General features: G+C 60.2%; 10 protein-coding genes. 4 read left to right on the top strand and 6 right to left on the bottom strand.

The features are described 5' to 3' along the window. Window positions 1-110: 110 nt before the first annotated feature. The 4 genes from htpG to R3F07_10400 all read right to left on the bottom strand — a co-directional run bounded on the left by htpG (window position 111) and on the right by R3F07_10400 (window position 6,303). On the bottom strand, window positions 111-1,964 hold the full coding sequence (htpG, locus tag R3F07_10385) for a molecular chaperone HtpG (GenBank protein MEZ5276775.1): 1,854 nt from the start codon (window positions 1,962-1,964) through the stop codon (window positions 111-113). A 324-nt stretch (window positions 1,965-2,288) separates the two neighbouring features. Further along, entirely contained in the window at window positions 2,289-3,740 is a 1,452-nt protein-coding gene (gene astD, locus R3F07_10390; protein ID MEZ5276776.1) for a succinylglutamate-semialdehyde dehydrogenase, read from the bottom strand. Window positions 3,741-4,018: 278 nt separating this feature from the next. Then, window positions 4,019-5,047 carry an arginine N-succinyltransferase gene (locus R3F07_10395; protein ID MEZ5276777.1) on the bottom strand — a complete coding sequence of 343 codons (1,029 nt, stop codon included), beginning with the start codon at window positions 5,045-5,047 and terminating at the stop codon, window positions 4,019-4,021. Continuing rightward, window positions 5,044-6,303: a hydrolase gene (locus R3F07_10400; GenBank protein MEZ5276778.1), complete on the bottom strand. Its 1,260-nt coding sequence runs from the start codon at window positions 6,301-6,303 to the stop codon at window positions 5,044-5,046. The genes R3F07_10395 and R3F07_10400 overlap by 4 nt, the downstream gene beginning before the upstream one ends. A 537-nt stretch (window positions 6,304-6,840) precedes the next feature. Here R3F07_10400 and R3F07_10405 point away from each other — a divergent pair. The 4 genes from R3F07_10405 to R3F07_10420 all read left to right on the top strand — a co-directional run bounded on the left by R3F07_10405 (window position 6,841) and on the right by R3F07_10420 (window position 8,335). Then, window positions 6,841-7,059, top strand: coding sequence for a hypothetical protein (locus tag R3F07_10405; protein MEZ5276779.1), 219 nt, complete (start codon window positions 6,841-6,843; stop codon window positions 7,057-7,059). Then, complete coding sequence (locus R3F07_10410; protein ID MEZ5276780.1) at window positions 7,049-7,462, top strand: PIN domain-containing protein; 414 nt, start codon at window positions 7,049-7,051, stop codon at window positions 7,460-7,462. The genes R3F07_10405 and R3F07_10410 overlap by 11 nt, the downstream gene beginning before the upstream one ends. 163 nt (window positions 7,463-7,625) lie before the next feature. Continuing rightward, window positions 7,626-7,850: a hypothetical protein gene (locus R3F07_10415; protein MEZ5276781.1), complete on the top strand. Its 225-nt coding sequence runs from the start codon at window positions 7,626-7,628 to the stop codon at window positions 7,848-7,850. After that, window positions 7,847-8,335, top strand: coding sequence for a TA system VapC family ribonuclease toxin (locus R3F07_10420; protein MEZ5276782.1), 489 nt, complete (start codon window positions 7,847-7,849; stop codon window positions 8,333-8,335). The genes R3F07_10415 and R3F07_10420 overlap by 4 nt, the downstream gene beginning before the upstream one ends. Window positions 8,336-8,755: 420 nt before the next feature. Here the strand turns inward: R3F07_10420 and R3F07_10425 are convergent, their stop codons facing one another. Then, complete coding sequence (locus R3F07_10425; GenBank protein ID MEZ5276783.1) at window positions 8,756-15,880, bottom strand: S8 family serine peptidase; 7,125 nt, start codon at window positions 15,878-15,880, stop codon at window positions 8,756-8,758. Between the two features lie 470 nt (window positions 15,881-16,350). Further along, entirely contained in the window at window positions 16,351-16,554 is a 204-nt protein-coding gene (locus R3F07_10430; protein MEZ5276784.1) for a hypothetical protein, read from the bottom strand. Window positions 16,555-16,698 lie beyond the last annotated feature (144 nt).

Below are 16,698 nucleotides of genomic sequence, written 5' to 3' on the forward strand. Positions count from 1 at the left end.
CACAGGTCAGAGATGGGCTGGGTGTAGGCGCCTGAGTCTCTTGAGGCGCTTCAAACCGGCTCCACGGCAAGAGACTGCCGTGGCTACACTTCAGAACAGTCCCGCCGTCCCTACTTCGAATCGGCCGCCGTCTCGAGAATCCGGTAGATCCGCTCCACCATCGGCCGGGCGTCCTCGAGCAGGCCCGCCGCGATCAGCGCGTTGTCGAAGACCTGCTCGATGATCATCTGTGCCAGCTCCGGCTTGCTTTCGTGAACGTCGTTCAGACGCCGGATGAGGGTATGCCGCGGATTGATCTCGAGGTTCACCTTCAGCGGCATCTCCTCGTCCCGGTTCATCGCCCGCATCATCCGCCGCATCTGCGCGCTCATCATCTTGTCGGCATTGAGCGCCATGGCCGGACTGTCGACCAGCCGGGTGCTTCCGCTCACCTCCGCCACCTTGTCGCCGAGCCGGTCACGGATCCACAGGCAGAGCTTCTTCGTGGTGTCGGCGTCGAGACTCTCGCCTGCCGGCTCCGGGGTGTCCTCCAGCTTGAGATCGGACTGATCGATAGCCACCAGCTTCTTCTCCCCGTATTCACGGAGATTGGACATGACGAAATCATCCACTGCTTCGTAAAGAAAGAGCACCTCCAGATTGCGGGCCTTGAAGGCTTCCAGATAGGGACCGCTCTCAAGCGCCGCACGGTTCGGGCCCAGCAGGTAATAGATCTCCTTCTGATCCTCCTTCATCCTCGAGACGTAATCGTCAAAGCTGGTCAGCTTCCCCTTCTCGGTCAGGGACGATTCGTAGCGCAGCAGCTTGGCGATCTTCTCCCGGTTCGCAAAGTCGGTGGCCGCCCCCTCCTTCAGGTAAACGGCAAATTCCTTGTAGAACTCGAGGTAGGCCTCCGACCGCTTCGAAGCCTCCTCATCGAGAAAGCGCAGAAAGCGACCGGTGATGACCCGGTTGAGCTTCTCGACCAGGCTGCTGTCCTGCATCGTCTCTCGCGAAATGTTCAGGGGAAGATCCTCGCTGTCGACCACCCCCTTGAGGAAACGCAGCCATTCGGGCAGCAGATTCTTCGGATGAGCGTCGATCTGGATCTTCCGGCAATAGAGTGCGACCGATGGATCCAGCCGCCCCATCCCGAAACGCTCGATATTATCCTTCGGTACGAAAAGAAGAGACTGGATGGCGAGAGGCGCATCAGCGCTGAAATGCAGACGGTAACGGGGCTCGTCAAAGGCGTTGGCCTGGAACTTGTAGAACTCGGTGTATTCCTCGTCCTTGATTTCGTTCTTGTTCCGCAGCCAGAGCGCTTGGACCGTGTTGATCTTTTCCCCGTTCAGATTGATCGGGAACGGGACAAAACTTGAATACCGCCGGAGGATCTCCTTGATCCGGTCGGCCTTGGCGAACTCCTTCGATTCATCGTTCAGCTCGACCACGACCTTGGTGCCGCGCCGCTGTCCATCCGCCTCCTCGATCTCGTAGGAACCGGAACCGTCGCTCGTCCAGCAATGGCCCGTCCCTTCCAGGTGCCAGGAACGCGAGTAGACCTTGACCGTCTTGGCCACCATGAAGGCACTGTAGAAGCCCACCCCGAACTGGCCGATCAGGTTGGCGTTTTTTTCACCGCCTTCGGACAGAGCCTGGAGAAACTTCTTGGAGCCCGAGTGGGCGATCGTACCGAGATTCTCGACCAGATCGTCGTGACTCATCCCCAATCCGAAGTCCTGGATGGTGATCGTCTTGGCCGTGTCGTCGGTCGTGATGTTGATCTCGAGCTCGAGGCGATCGTCGAAGACTTCCTTCTCGGTCAACCGCAGATGCCGGAATTTCTCGAGAGCGTCGGAGGCATTCGAAACCAGCTCCCGGACAAAGATCTCCTTGTCCGTGTAGAGCGAGTGGACGACGATGTTGAGGAGCTGCTTGATCTCAGCCTGGAATTCAAATCGTTCAGGTGTGGTTGTGCTCATGATGGAAATTTTGGGAAAGTATCGTAATCGGTTAACCTGTAGCCCGAGACCCCGATCGCGCAAGTCGGAATCTCACCCGAAGGGGTCGTTTCTTGTTCGTTCATCTGTCTGGTGTAGTCGCCCCAGTCTCTTGGGGCGGTTCGACATGGATATGCGGCAAGAGACTGCCGCGGCTACATCTCGTGATCCCTCCTGAATACCCCTCATCGATGCCATCCCCACCCGACTCGCCCATCCCCACCCGATTCGCCATAGCTGGGCGTGGCCGCCGGGCGCGCCTCCTCAAAGAATCCATCCATCCCCATTCCCCCCGTGCCGCTCGCCTCACTCCAACCCCGGCGGCAACGTTGCCGGCCGCCGCACTTCGGGGATTTCGATTGAAGCCACCGGGTAGCTGCAATAATCCGCCGCAAAGAATCCGCACGGCCGATGGTTCCCGCTCAACCCGACCCCCCCGAACGGCACCGCTCCGCTTGCCCCGGTCAGTTGCTGATTCCAATTGATCAACCCCGCCCGGATGCGCCTCCGGAACACCTCATAGGCCTCGCGGTCGTCACTGATCAGTCCGGCCGCCAGTCCAAAGACCGTCCGGTTCGCCTCCTCAATCGCCGCATCGAAGGTATCGACCCGAATCACCTGAAGAAGCGGTCCAAAGACCTCGCCATCTTCCCGCTCCACCATCTCGGTCACATCAATGATCCCCGGCGAAAGCAACCCCGAGCCCGCTCGCAACCTCCGCGATTCCAGAAGAGACCGGCCTCCGCGCGCCACCCATCCGGCCTGCGCCTTCAGAACCGCCTCTGCAGCCACTGGCGAAATAACCGGACCCATGAAGGGTTCGGGCCGCTCCGTGTGGTGACCGACCCGGATCCTCGCCGCCCCCGTCACCAGAGCCTCAAGAAACGCGTCCCCCGCCTCCGCTCGCTCGACGATGAGGCGCCGGGCACAGGTGCAGCGCTGCCCGGCTGAAAGAAACGCCGATTGCAGGGTGAGCAGAACCGCCGCCTCCCGGTCCACGACCCGGTGAACGATCAGCGGGTTGTTCCCGCCCATCTCCAGGGCAAGGATCTTCTGAGGTGTTCCCGCCAACCGGGTATTGATCGCGACACCCGCCCGGGCACTCCCGGTAAAAAAGACCCCATCCACCCCCGGATGCTCGACGAGGTGGGCACCGACGTCCCCGCCGCCCTGGACCAGGTTGAGCACCCCGGCCGGCAACCCGGCCTTTTCCCACAACGCCACCGTTTCCTCCGCCACCAGCGGCGCCTGTTCACTCGGTTTGAAAACCACCGTATTCCCGGCCAGCAACGCCGGCACGATATGCCCGTTGGGAAGGTGCCCCGGGAAATTGAACGGGCCCAGCACCGCCACCACCCCGTGCGGCCGGAAACGGGCCACCGCCGTTCCGCCGACGAACGAAGCGCAGCGGCGCTCGTGGGCCTCGATCGAAAGCTCCACCTTCCCGATCATCGACCTGACCTCCGTCGCCGCCTCCCAGTCCGGCTTGCCCACTTCGCGCGAGATCGCCAGGGCCATCGCACCGGAATGCTCTTCGAGCAGACCGGCAAAGCGTTCAATGATCTCGCGTCGCTGACTCAATTCCTGCTTAGCCCAGTCCGCGGCCGCCACCCGGGCCGCGGCCACCGCCGCATCAATCTCCTGCGGCCGGGCCGTGCACCCTTTCCAGACAACCTGGCCGGTCACCGGATCGGTCGACCCCAGCTCCGGCCCGGCTTCATGTATCCATTTATTGTATATAAATAGGCCCCGACTCACAAGGCACCTCCCGATCCAGTGAAAACAGGCAAAGGTCATTCCGGATTTCCATGTCTACGGTCAGACATTTATGAAGGTCCAAATCCATTACCCGTAGGAGAGGCTTTATGCCTCGATCACCTGTCCCATCGAGGCATAAAGCCTCTCCTGCATTTTCGCCATTGGCAGGGTGCCACGTCCCTCGTGCACCTCCCATCAGGTTGAAAGCGTCCATGGTCCGACCCGCCCGGAAGCTGTCCGACAAATACTGAAACATGCCCCGTCTCATCGCTTCTTGATCAACCTCTCAGCGGGCTGACCCGCACTTCGTCACCCGGCTTCAGAGAACCCTTGTCCGCGTCCTCCATCCGGATGGACAAACGGCCTTCTCCCGCCGCCTCGGCCGCTCCGAGACAACAGCGGAAATCCAGCCCACCCCAGGCTATGAGCGAATCGACAGGCCGCTCGCCGATCTCCCCGATCGATTCCAACCTGGCCACCCGACTGGAGGCGATGGTCCGCACCTTCCTGGTCTCGGCCCGAAGCAGCGGGCCCGCATCGAAGATGTCGACTTCGTTGGCGAAGGTAAAGCCCTCCTCATGGAGCAGGCGAAGAGCCGGCTCGGTGGCCGGATGCACCCGGCCGATCACCTTTTGAACCTCCTCCGGCAGAAGGGTCACGTAGATCGGATACTCCGGCATCAGGTCTTCGATGAAGGACTTATTGCCGAGACCACTCAGGAAATCCGCAGTCGCAAAATCATTCTGGAAGAAATGACGGCCGACCGATTCCCAGAAGGGCGAGCGACCCGATTCATCGATGAAACCGCGCATCTCGGAAAGCACTTCCCGATCAAACCGCTGCGGAAACATGGCCATGAAGAGAAAGCGCGAAAGCGATAGCAGGCGCCCCCGGCCCGACCGGCGGCTCGCGGGGCGAAGATAAAGACTGCAGACCTCCGAAGGCCCCTTGTGGTTGGTCTTGAGATGCAGAACCTCAACCTCCCGATTCAGGTTGAGGGGTTCATGACTGAACGTCTCGTGCCTGATCTCGTAGGAGTAAAAGGGATCGAAGCCCCCGACCCGCGCCACGATGCCCGCGGTTCCGGCGATCGCCCCGTCGGCTCCTTCCTCCAGGACAAAGAGGTAAAACTCCCCTCCGGGCTTGCGGATTCGCGCGTCAAAGGCCCGGAGCGATTCATCAATCTTCTGGGCCAGGACATCGCGATCCGGCGGCAGGCTGGTCATCCCGCCACGAATCGCACCAGCCATCTCGACAAGCGCATCCAGATCGTCGGGACGGACCGGCCTGACCACCGCCCCGTTCATCTCTTCACCCCTCCCGTGGGTTGCTCGATCGACCGGTTCAAGATGGACTCCGGCAAAGCCACCTCGCCCTTGGCCAGCCGCATGAGAAAGAGCGCGGTCAATGAGGCCCTCTCAACCAGACTGTCAACGAGAACGACCTCCTTTTCGCTGTGGATGAACTCCCCGCGCACCCCCAAAGAGTCGATATTGGGCAGTCCCGCCATGGCCAGGATATTCCCGTCGCTGCCGCCGCCGGTATCCCGCCAACCGAAATCCAGCCCAAGCGGCCGTCCGCAATCCTGGATGGTGGCAAAAAGCCCCTCCACTTCAGGCGTGACCTCCTTCGGCCCACGGGAAAATCCTCCCTCCATCTCGACCGCAAATCCCTCGCGCTTCACCACCGGCTCCGCACAGGCCCGCAAACGCCCCATGACCTCCTCCATCTGGTCCGCCCGCCAGACCCGCACATTGAGTTGCGCCTCCGCTCGGTCCGGGACCACGTTGATCGGGCCGCCGCCCTCGGTCCGGCCGACATTCACGATCACCCCCTCCATCTGCTGGTTCAACGCCGTCGCCTTGAGCACGATACGGGACAGAGCCTCGATCGCGTTGCGCCCCGCCTCGAAATCCCGGCCGACATGAGCGGCCCGCCCTCGAACCCGATAGCTGAAATGCCCGACCCCCATCCGCGAACGGACCATCTGCCCATCCGGGAGGGACGATTCAAAAACCAGCCCGAAATGGTGCCGCCGGGCCGCCTCAGTGAGGATTGCGGCCGAGCCCGGAGAACCCAATTCCTCGTCGGGCGAGATGAGGATCTCCCAGCCGATCCGTTCCTTCCACGGGCAGGCCTCGAAGGCAGTCAGGGCGGCCAGCAGCACGACCAGCCCGCCCTTCATGTCGGTCACCCCGGGACCGTGCAGGCGCCCGTTGTCGAGGACCGTGCACTTCTGAAAGGCACTCTCCGGACCAAAGACCGTATCGAAGTGCCCATTGAAGAGGACCTGAATCGGGGCCTCCGGCCTACACTGCCAGCGCAGCATGACCTCACCCGGCCCGGCCCCCGGGGCCGATTGATCCAGCGGCAGAGTCGAGAACGCCCCCGGCAACCGGTCAAAATCCGCCTGCACCAGAGCCTGCATGGCCTTGAGCCCGGGACCGTTCAGACTGCCCGAGTTCTGATCCGCCCACCGGACCAGCCGATCGATCATCTCCGGCCGACCCAACCGGATTGAATCGAGAAAAGGGGCGTAGGAATTCAGATCGATCAAAGTCATGGGCACCCCGAAAGATGTCCCACCCGCAACCGGAAGGCAATCCCGCCTGCAACCGCAGAGCGAATTACAACCTTGGATTGATCCGACGGAAAGGGGTCTCGAAGGAAAGGGGGCAGCTCTGAATGGCGCCAAGATAGGCAGATTCTTTGGCTCAGAATGGCCATATCCTGATCGTGCAATTGTCTGGTGTAGTCGCCCCAGTCTCTTGGGGCGTATCAACGTGGATACGCGGCAAGAGACTGCCGCGGCTACATCTCGTGATTCATCCTGAACACCCTTATCATCGCCATTCGGGTCGGCCCTTACGCTTTGCTGCTTCAGGTTCGAACCGCGCCGGTTCCGAGAGCGAATCCGGATTCCTTCGAGCCGGCCCCCGGCATACATCCAATCCTTGGTTTCCGCGCCATCGCGGCTGAAGAAAACCAAGGCCGTCGATCCCGCTAACAGTCAGGGCTGATCCTCTTGACCATCCCTTCTCAAGGCCACCACGAGTTACGCTTTGACACGAAACCCGTGCACACATATCTTGTGCGGATTATGAAGAACATCACGTTCAGTGCAGATGAAGACCTCGTGGAACGTGCACGGGACATTGCCCGCAGGCGAAAATCGACATTGAACCAGCTTTTCCGTGAGTGGTTGGCCGACCTCGCGGGGCAGCAGGAGCGAGAGAACCGTCTCCGCGATCTGGATTTGCGACTCGATTACGCACAATCCGGAGGGAAGTTTACCCGGGAGGAGATGAATGCCCGCTAGAGTCTTTCTCGATACGAACGTGGTGGTTTATTCCTTCGATGCCACCGCTCCTGCCAAGCGGCAGCGCGCGCGAGAGATTCTTCGTGGAAGCGGATGGTTTGTCAGCTGGCAGGTTGTGCAGGAGTTCGCAAATGTGGCCCTGCACCGGTTCGAGGTGCCGCTGAAGGCCGGAGATCTCAAGGATTATCTGGATCTGGTGCTCTGGCCGAATTGTGGAGTGTTTCCGTCCGGGACGATTTTCGCCAAGGCTCTGGAGATTCACGCCCGGTTCCAATACCGCCTCTACGACAGTCTCATCGTGGCATCCGCCCTAGCCGGAGGCGCGTCTATCTTGTATTCCGAAGACCTGCAGGACGGACAGCATGTCGGTCCCCTGCAAATCAAGAATCCGTTTGCTTCTTGAGGGCACCCAGCCAAGTCCACGCCATGAGGAGGTCGCGCATCAGGAGAATGCCAACGCCCCCCACAATTGCGTTTTTACGGAATGACCCCTTCGACCCGCTCCGCCGCCTTCGCCCCTGGAAGATCAATTGACAAGGCAACTTACCGACTGTATGGTTAACCATATGAAGACGACCCTCAATATCAGTGACGCGACGATGCGGGAGGTGAAGCGCGAAGCGGCACGGCGCCGGAAGACCATGTCTGAAATGGTCGATGCGGCATTGCGCACGATTGTCGAACCGGAAAAGCGAGACGGAAAACTTCCGCCCCTGCCGAAACTAAGCGGCGGCGGACTTCAGGTGGATGTCGCCGACCGCGAAGCTCTCTACCGCACCATGGGAGGATGACTGTGTTTGTTGTCGACACGAATATTCTCATCTATGCGGCGGACGGGGACTCGCCGGACCACGCGTCATGCCGCAAGTTGGTCGAAAATTGGCGACCACAGACCACCCCGTGGTACCTCACGTGGGGAATTGTCTACGAATTCATTCGGGTCGTCACACACCCACGGGTCCTGAACCTCCCGTTTTCGGTCTCTCAGGCCTGGTCTTTTCTCGATGCGCTGTTTGCGTCCCCACACCTGCGAATCCTCGTCGAGACCGATCGGCACCGGCATGTTGCAGCCGAGGTTTTCTCTGAAATCCCCGACCTAACCGGCAACCTCGCATTTGACGCCCATACGGCAATCCTGATGAGGGAAAACGGGATAAAGACGATTTACACCCGGGACACCGATTTCAGCCGGTTTCCGTTTCTGACCCGCATCGATCCGGCCACCCCACCCCGGCAACCGTCTACTTCGAGGCGACGCCCTAAAGACCGGACCTGACCGGTGGCGTCACCTTTCCAGGCTCTTTCTTCTTCAGCATCATCGGCCGATCATCAGTGAGGGTCGTTGCCGGCGAAGCCGTAGAGGTTGAGCCCTCCGGCCTCTCCGATCGGGTCGCGCCGGATGAAGCGACCGAGGGGGAGAAAAGGGTCAACGTTCAGAATTCAGAAAACAAACCCGAAGTCCACCGTGCGGAACGGTCAGGAAATGCTTCCGGGCAGGTTGGTGGTTTCAGCAAGAGAAAAACTGAAAACTGAACGTTGACCCCTTCTTTGACGTCGTCTCATCAACCCTCCGGGCGGTTGCGAGGCAACCACCATCTCCGCGCTTGCGCGCTGCGTCCCGATCCATGTACTGACTCTTGTAGCCGATCGGGTTGGTTGCGGTTTGAACGGCTATTTGGTGAAGGCGCAGTGACATTTAGTCGGGAACCTCAGTTGAGCCGGGTTGAATATTGAAAACTGACACCTTTTCAGAGGCGATCCGGATAAAGACTGCCTCGGTGAAGGTGCCACTCAGGCGATAGGTGCGGATGGCCGGATCGGAGTCCAGGGGATCGCTTGCGACGGGGTCAGGAACCGGGACCCAATCGATGAGATCGAAGCTCGATTCAAGCCCAACACTCGTGCCGAATGCCGTCGGATTCACGCCCAGATCAATGACAAGGCTGGCGGCTTCCCGACGAATCCGGACAGTGGGCATACCGGTCGCGTCCAGCGGGTCGGTGCCAAGGGCGAACTCAGCTTCGTTGGAATAGCCATCGCCGTCGGCATCGAAATCCGGTGCTTTTCGTTCTTCGTCGGCCCCTGACATCGCCGTGGCAGTCCACATTACATAGTCCTGGACAAACCGGGCCAGCAGGCGTTGGTCACGGGCAACCGCCAGATGAACGGTCGACTCCGAAGTCTGGCGATCTCCGGTCCAGGCATCGAAACGCCAGTGCACGGCCGACTCCGCCTGCAAGTTGACCTCATCTCCAAAAAGGGCCGAACCTGAAGCCGGAACACCGCTGACGGTCCCCTCTCCCAGTGTCGCGACAGTCACGCTGTAACGCCTCCGACTGAAGGTTGCCGTCACCGACCGATCCCGATCCATCCGAACCGTGGCGACATCAAGCCCGGTTTCAACATCCCCCGCCCACGAGGTAAACTCGTATCCGTCGGCGGGCTGGGGCGACAGGACCACGACCTGCCCGTTGGCCAGGTCGTTCAGCGGCAAGCTGGAGTCGACGCGACCCTCGCCGGCGATCTCGATCGAGAGATTCCGCTTCGGTATCCTGACAACCGATACCGCATCGCCCAACACCACGTCGTTCTCGCTGTTGGCGTCAATCACACTACGGGAAGGACGGATCCGTGCCGCCAGGTAGTAGTCGCCCGGACGCATCGTATCCGGCAATTGAAGGTTGGTGATGGCGGTATGGTTTGAATCAGCGGAAAGCGCCGGAAGACTCACCCGAAACGATCGTAGAAGATGGCGCCCATCCTCGGGAACACCCCAGACACCCTTTCGAGTGGTCAGCAGGACGTCGACCTGAAGGTCTCGGGCGGGCAGACCCGATCTGCCGGCATTGCGGAACAGAAGTTCGATCGGGATCGTGTCCCCCACCGACTTGTCAACGGCAGGAGCCGTCGCCCGCACCAAGGCGAGGTCGGCGGGCGAGTCCTCATTGGAATCCGCTGCCTCAATCAGAACGGATCGTGAAGAGGCCGAATAAATGACCGGACTCTGTGTCATGGCCGTGGTCCTATTGACCGTTGCCAGGGGCTCGGCAGATCCGTGGACCCAGGTTCGGCCGTCGCGGGTCGACGCGATGACGGTTGGGTGACTCAGTTCGTAGGGCGCCCGCAGGAAAACAACACCCAGTGGCCCGGAAATCATTCGGGACAAGCCGGAAACGTTTGGATCCAATTCCATTACAGTTTCCCAGATGAGACCATCCCGGGAGATACGCACGTCGCCACGGGTCGCACTGATAAGCATTCCATTCCATGAGACGGTCGCCAGGTGACCCCGGTCGGTGGCGATCCGTTGCCAGTTGATCCCATCGACGGATTGATGAATGGCACCCGGCCGGTCTTCATAGGAGGCGTAGTCGCGCAGGATCAGAAGATCTCCTGTGACATCAATCTGGGAGACATTACCCGCCGGGTAGCCCGGCGGAGTGATCTCCTCCCACTCAAATCCGTCGGAACTGAGAAAAAGAGCCGTCGAGTTCAGTTTGATCGTCTGTCCCTTCCATGGCAGTATTCGTCCCGCTTCCTCAGAGGCTGCCACATCGACGGCCGTTGACCGGCTGCCCGGCCTGCCTCGGTCTGAACCAAGATACCCAAACAAAGAAGCCGGAACGTCGGGCGGATTTCCTGCGGGTCCACGCGAAATCCCTGTCTTGTGATTGTACCAATTGAGTCCGTCGACCGAAAGCCAATCGGCAATCGCAAAGAAGTCCGTCCGACTCCGCTCGAACAACCAATAGAGTCTCATGTCCGGAAAATAGACCCATTTGACTCCATTCGGGCTGAAGAGAATGCCGCCGGCCTCGTCGGTGGCGCAGATACCTGCCGGGGCCACCTGGAAGTGCCGCACGTCCGCCGACGAGGGTGTCTGCATGGCGATCCAGTCCTGTCCATCGAGGCTGACATAGATGATCCCGTCGGGACCTGCACCGTAGAAGGCACCCTCGAAGAAGGTCATATCGAACAATCGCAGAGTCGACGGCGGTCCACCGGGCGAACCTCCCAACGCCGCAGTGAGGAACCGGGTTCGAGTCACTTCCAGGCCGCCGGCTGTCTTGCCAACCGCTTCAATCCGATAGTCACCAGGTGCCTCAGGGGTGAACTGAACGGACAGGTCCGGGGGGATCAGGGTGGCGAACTCGTTGCCGTTCACGGTGATGATGACCTGCTCAAAAGGATCGCCCGGGCTGGACGCGAGCAACTCGATCGCGACCGGCGAGTTGGGCAGCACAACCGGTCGACCACTCGGATGAAGAAAGTCCAGAAAGGCTGATTCGGTTTTCGGTGTCCCCAGCAAAGCCGGCGGTGCGTAACTGCTGATGACGAGAACGGCATCTCCGGCCGCCAAAAGCCTCCAGGGTTCATAGGCCGAAAGGCTATCGGTGGCCAAGGTCCAATCCACTCCGTTGGTCGATTGGATAATCGATCGATCGCCGATCGCTAGGAAGCGCCCCTGATGGAAGATCAGACTCTGGATCGAAGCCCCAACCCCCGAAGGGCTTGCTTTGCCTTTCGTCGTCCACGTTCGCCCGTCAGCTGAAGTCTGGATTGTCCCATCCGTACTGAGGGCAATGTGAACGCCATTTCCGTAGGCCAGGAAGCTCACATGCTGCAACTCGACTCCCTGCTTCACTGTCCAAGTGATTCCATCTATGGAATAGGCAATGAATTCGCGCCCCGCGGCGACAAAAACATCGTTCTGGAATGCCAGCGCACTAACCGATTCAGGGAAAGGTGAAGCGACCTCTGCCCACTCCAGGCCGTCTATTGATCTGGATACTTGACTGCTGGCGACCGCCAGGAAGAACCCATCCCCGAAGACGACATGCTCCCAGAAGGTATCCATTTTCTCGAATGCGGCCGGGTGCGTACCTCGCCCACCGGAGAAGGCATAAACGCCATTGCCATATGCGAACCGGCGAGAATCGGGAAGCAGCGACTCCGGGTTTGCCGTTCCCGACCAGTTGAGACCGTCCGAGGATTCAAGGATCTCGCTGTCTCTGAAGAGGAAGAAGCGATCATTAGCTGAAACGAGGTGGCCGCTCCAGAGTGCTCCGTTGTCATACGGGGGAGCTGGCGCCGTCAACGGCGCGACCTGGCGTCCGGATATGCCGGTCATGGATCCGCCACGAACCACAAAGTCACTGGCCCATTGGGCGGATTCGTCCAGCGTCGTCCATTTGGCACCCGACCAGACAGCGATCCCTTTGTCATCTGCCAGGTAAACCTCACCGTCGATGCTGTCGATTTTAATGTCCGAGGCGCGCCAAGGCGATGGTGTGACCTCAGTCCAGTGCTTGCCATCCGATGACCGGAGCATCCGCCCATACTGCTCCCGGATCCACCAGCCTCGCGAGGCGGAGTGCTGAAGCCTGCCGTAACCGGTCGCCCCGGTGCGATTGACCTTTTCCCATGTCATCCCGTCGGGAGACTGGTAGATCCCCGGAGGGCTCGAGGCCAGAAAGACCTGACCATCAAAAGCCAACCCCACAATCAGGTCCTCAGGCAGTCCGGTCGCCGGGGTCCAGGATCGGCCATCCTGCGAATAGCTGACTCCGCTGAAGAGTGACCTGACGAACCGACCGGCGCCGAAAGTGACCGCAAGGACGCCGCCGACGCCGTCGTCCGCCTTTTCCCACTCAATCAGGTTGGCGGAACGGGCGGACCCCTGGGTGCCTCCGATTACCCAGATCCCGTTGCCAAAGCAAACAGTCCAACCATACAAATCGCCTATGGCCGGAACCGATGAGTACTGCCAATTCTCGCCGTCGAGCGAAAAGCCGATCAATCCGCCGAATCCGGTAACGAAATACCGATCATGAACCCAGTTGATCATATTGATCTGGCCAGGCGGCCCGAAGACGGCGGGCAAGGAAAAGTGGGAATCGGTCGAACCGGAGGTGACACTCAGAAAGACAGGCGACGAATGGGAGATGCCGAATTGATTGGAAACCGATACCCCGTAAAACCCGGAATCCTCCAGTTCCGCGTTCAGGAAATTGTAGGACGGTCCATTCGCGCCTTCGATCGCCTCCCCATCGCGGATCCACTGGAAATCCACGCCCGACGCGGGATCGGTCAATACCGAGAGGGTGACAGAGCTACCGACAGTCACGGCGGTGGAGCGCGGCGGAATCAGGATACGAGGCGGGCTCCCTCCGATCGACAAGCGGGCACTGCGGCTCTCCAGGATGACACCGCCGGTCGCGACGACCACATGGTAGATGCCGGTCATCTCGGGAGTTACCCCCGAGACGATCAATGACGAGGACGTCTCCGCAACGAGAGCCTTGCCGTTGAAGTACCACTGGAATTGTGGATCCGTGCCGCCGTTGACGGTGACGGAAAAGACGGCATCCCCGCCAAGGAGGACGCTTTGATCCTGTGGTTCCGCGAACAGGCGCGGACCGGTGATGAAACGCCCCCAAAGACTGAAGCTGGAGCCGTTGGCGTTCTGGGAGTCGACGGCGATGACATAGGCGTGGTTCTCGAGAACCGGGATCAGCAATTGGGAGGCAATTCCCCGATCGAAGACCGAATCGGACCGACCCAGATCGAGCATCGTGTCGCCTTCATAGACCGCGGGGAAGACCGTGCCATCCACACTCTCGCCCGATAATGCGAAGGTCCCCGACTTGGGTGCCGTCCATCGGTACCAGACGCTTCGACGGGAGGCCTGCGGATGATGAGTCGGCTCGTCCGGCTGAGCTGAGGCCAGACGGGTGGTTCCCTCGATCTCGAAGGCATCTCCCGACAGTTCGATGGCATTTCCGAGAAGGTCATTGCCCGGCGCAAGCGCGACACTGAGGGTGAACGGTCCGGCTACGCCGGCTGTCCGATCGACCTGGATACGGTAGGTCTGGTTGGCCTTGAGCGTTTCCGTGAGGGTCAGGGGTTGCCCGAAGGAGGTCGACCGACGCGATTGGACCAGCTGGAGGGATCCGATCGATTCTCCCGTGTAAAGGGCAATCCCGGCCTCAAACCCCAGCGGCCTGAGCCTGATCTCGGCAAAAGCGTCACGGTCCGGCGTGAACCGATACCAGACAGTCTGTCCGAGAAAGCCGGGAGGGGTCGGCTCGATGGGCTCTTTACCGGACCGGATAAGAACCCCGCTGACGAAGGAGCCGTCGGAAGGCATCACGGTCGCATCGGCAAAGGCATCGTTGGCCGGTGTTTCCACCTCCCCGGCCAGCGCACGGTGGATGTTCAACCGCCCCCCGGTGGCGACATACGGGTTGAGGGATGCCCGGACCTCGACCGTCGATAATATCCGGGCGGTGACTGATGAAGCCGTGGCATCGGGAAGGTGTGCGAAAAGGAGGGCGGCGGTCCCGGTCACATAGGGCGCGGCAGCGGAGGTTCCGTGGAAGATCGCATAACTGGAAACCGAGTTGTAATCGGTCGAAAAAGCCGACTCCGGGGCGGCCAGATGAACGAGAGAGGAGCTGAAGTTGGAGAAAGTCGCCAGGGTGTCGGAGTCGTCGACCGCCGCAACCACAACCTGATCGGGCAGATCGAAGGCGGCGGGATAGGTCGGAATTGCGCCGATACTCCGGTGCGAATTCCCCGCCGCCGTGACCGAAAGAACCCCGGCCTTGCCAGCTCGTTTGAGAGCATCCTCAAGGGCGTAGGTATGCCCCGCTCCGCCCCAGGAATTGTTGATGAGCCCGGCTCCGTTCGCGACCGCGTAATCGATCGCCTTGATGGCGTCGCTGGTTGCTCCTGTCCCGTTCTGGTCAAGGAAGCGTGCGCCCATCAGCTTGACCTTCCAGGCCACGCCCGCGATGCCCTTGCCGTTGTTTCCGACTGCACCGATGACGCCGGCCACCAAGGTGCCGTGTCCTTCCGGATCGCCCTCGAGAGCCGAACCTTTGATGGCATCGAATCCGTGCACGTCATCGATCACACCGTTGCCGTCATCGTCCAACCCGTTTGCCGGGATTTCGCCAGGGTTCACCCAGAGGTTGGGCTGAAGGTCCTCGTGGGTGAGGTGGATTCCCGTATCGACGATGGCCACGACCACATCCGGAGCAGACGAACGGATCTCCCAACCCTCGGGCGCATCCATGTCGTGATTCGGCTCCGAACCAACCCGGGTCCGGTCGAACCAGGTCTGCTCCCTGAACTTCGGATCATTGGGAATTCTCCGCTGGGTTTCCAGAATATAGTCCGGCTCGCAGAAACGAATCCCGACGCCCTCCCGCTGGAGGCTCGCGAGCACCTGGGGCATCCTCTCGGGATCATCAAACGGTTGGATCCGGGCTCGGTAAAGACCACCCCCGGTGACCGTTTCAAAGAGGTCGGCGCCGAGACTGGAAAGCCGGGCAACCGTGGTGGCGTCCGGCTTCGGTTCTTCCAATTGGACGAGGAGATGGTCGGCCACCATGGCCACGCGCGAGACGACCGTTTCGCTTCCCTGTTCATCAAGTTCGACCGCTTCTTCCGTTCGGATAAACGGATAAGTGCCGTCGGTCTCCCATATCTGAGTGCGCCGAAGACGGCGATCTCCAATCGGCTCCGTGGATTCAGTCAGAAGATTCGAACAATCCAGAAGGAGGGATAGCGAGGAAGCCAACGCCTGCTCCGGAATCGAAGAGGAACGGGTGTTTTCGACCGAAGCGGTGAACTCGACTGGATCGAGCGTTGATGGGTTGAGAGCCGGGTTGGCCGGGGTCCTAATACGATGAGTCGCCAGCGCCTCCGATGCCCTCCCGGAGCTTGCCCGTTCAGCCGAACCCAAGCGGAAGAGGATAATTCCGAAAAGAGTGACTGCTGCAAAAAGTATGAAGACCCACAGGGACTTTTTCATGGAGAGATGCCTGGGGAAACCCACTTCATCCCAGCCACCCGGACTGGGTCAAGAGTCAGACACGGCTATTGGTCTTTTCCGGTTGTCCCAAGGATCCTGACAGAAGCGTTTGGGAAATCAATTCGAAACGCGTAAACAACTATGCCCCAGGATATTGAGGGATCCAATTAAGCAGATCGCGGGATCGATATGAGGAATTCTTCTAGATTTCCCTGCCGTTGCCCACTCGAAGCCCCCCTTGCCTGCGCCGAGGGAGATCGTTGGAGAGGATTCCCCGCCTGCTCTGCGGACGAGCGGGCCGCTCGTCCCTACCCCGGATGCTCTGAAATGCACCCAGGAGGCTGTCTCAAAAGCGGGTCTTGCCGATTGGGCGAATCCTGCTGAGAATCGAATCCGCCCTCGTGTCCGGCGAATGACCGTGTATGAGTCCGACCGTTTTTCAGTTTCGATCCTACCGCTTCTTCTTCTTTTCACGCGAAGAAGCGAGGCAGCATGTCCATGTCAGGTCGCCCGCGGGAGAGGCGAAATTCTGGATCGAGCCCAAACTTGAATTGGCGGTCAATCATGGGTTTTCTGGCAAACAGTTGAAAGAACTCGAAGAAATCATCAAAGAACGGGAAGATGAAATACGGAACCATTGGAACAGACACTTCGGCGCCTGAGGTCACGGACATATCCCCTTTCGGGATTTGGCTGCTGCTTCGAGGGAAGGAGTATTTCCTGGGTTACGATGACTTTCCCTGGTTTCGCGACGCGCCAGTCGGTCGGGTTTTTTCCGTGACTGAAGAAGGCGCCGGGCATCTGCGTTGGCCTGCCCT

It is taken from the genome of Opitutaceae bacterium (assembly GCA_041395105.1).
Classification (GTDB): domain Bacteria; phylum Verrucomicrobiota; class Verrucomicrobiia; order Opitutales; family Opitutaceae; genus B12-G4.

Excerpts from the sequence above, each read along its gene's own strand:
- htpG (MEZ5276775.1), bottom strand. The coding sequence starts at position 1,964 with ATGAGCACAACCACACCTGAACGATTTGAATTCCAGGCTGAGATCAAG.
- R3F07_10395 (MEZ5276777.1), bottom strand. The coding sequence starts at position 5,047 with ATGAACGGGGCGGTGGTCAGGCCGGTCCGTCCCGACGATCTGGATGCG.
- R3F07_10400 (MEZ5276778.1), bottom strand. The coding sequence starts at position 6,303 with ATGACTTTGATCGATCTGAATTCCTACGCCCCTTTTCTCGATTCAATC.
- R3F07_10405 (MEZ5276779.1), top strand. The coding sequence starts at position 6,841 with ATGAAGAACATCACGTTCAGTGCAGATGAAGACCTCGTGGAACGTGCA.
- R3F07_10410 (MEZ5276780.1), top strand. The coding sequence starts at position 7,049 with ATGCCCGCTAGAGTCTTTCTCGATACGAACGTGGTGGTTTATTCCTTC.
- R3F07_10415 (MEZ5276781.1), top strand. The coding sequence starts at position 7,626 with ATGAAGACGACCCTCAATATCAGTGACGCGACGATGCGGGAGGTGAAG.
- R3F07_10420 (MEZ5276782.1), top strand. The coding sequence starts at position 7,847 with ATGACTGTGTTTGTTGTCGACACGAATATTCTCATCTATGCGGCGGAC.
- R3F07_10425 (MEZ5276783.1), bottom strand. The coding sequence starts at position 15,880 with ATGAAAAAGTCCCTGTGGGTCTTCATACTTTTTGCAGCAGTCACTCTT.
- R3F07_10430 (MEZ5276784.1), bottom strand. The coding sequence starts at position 16,554 with ATGTCCGTGACCTCAGGCGCCGAAGTGTCTGTTCCAATGGTTCCGTAT.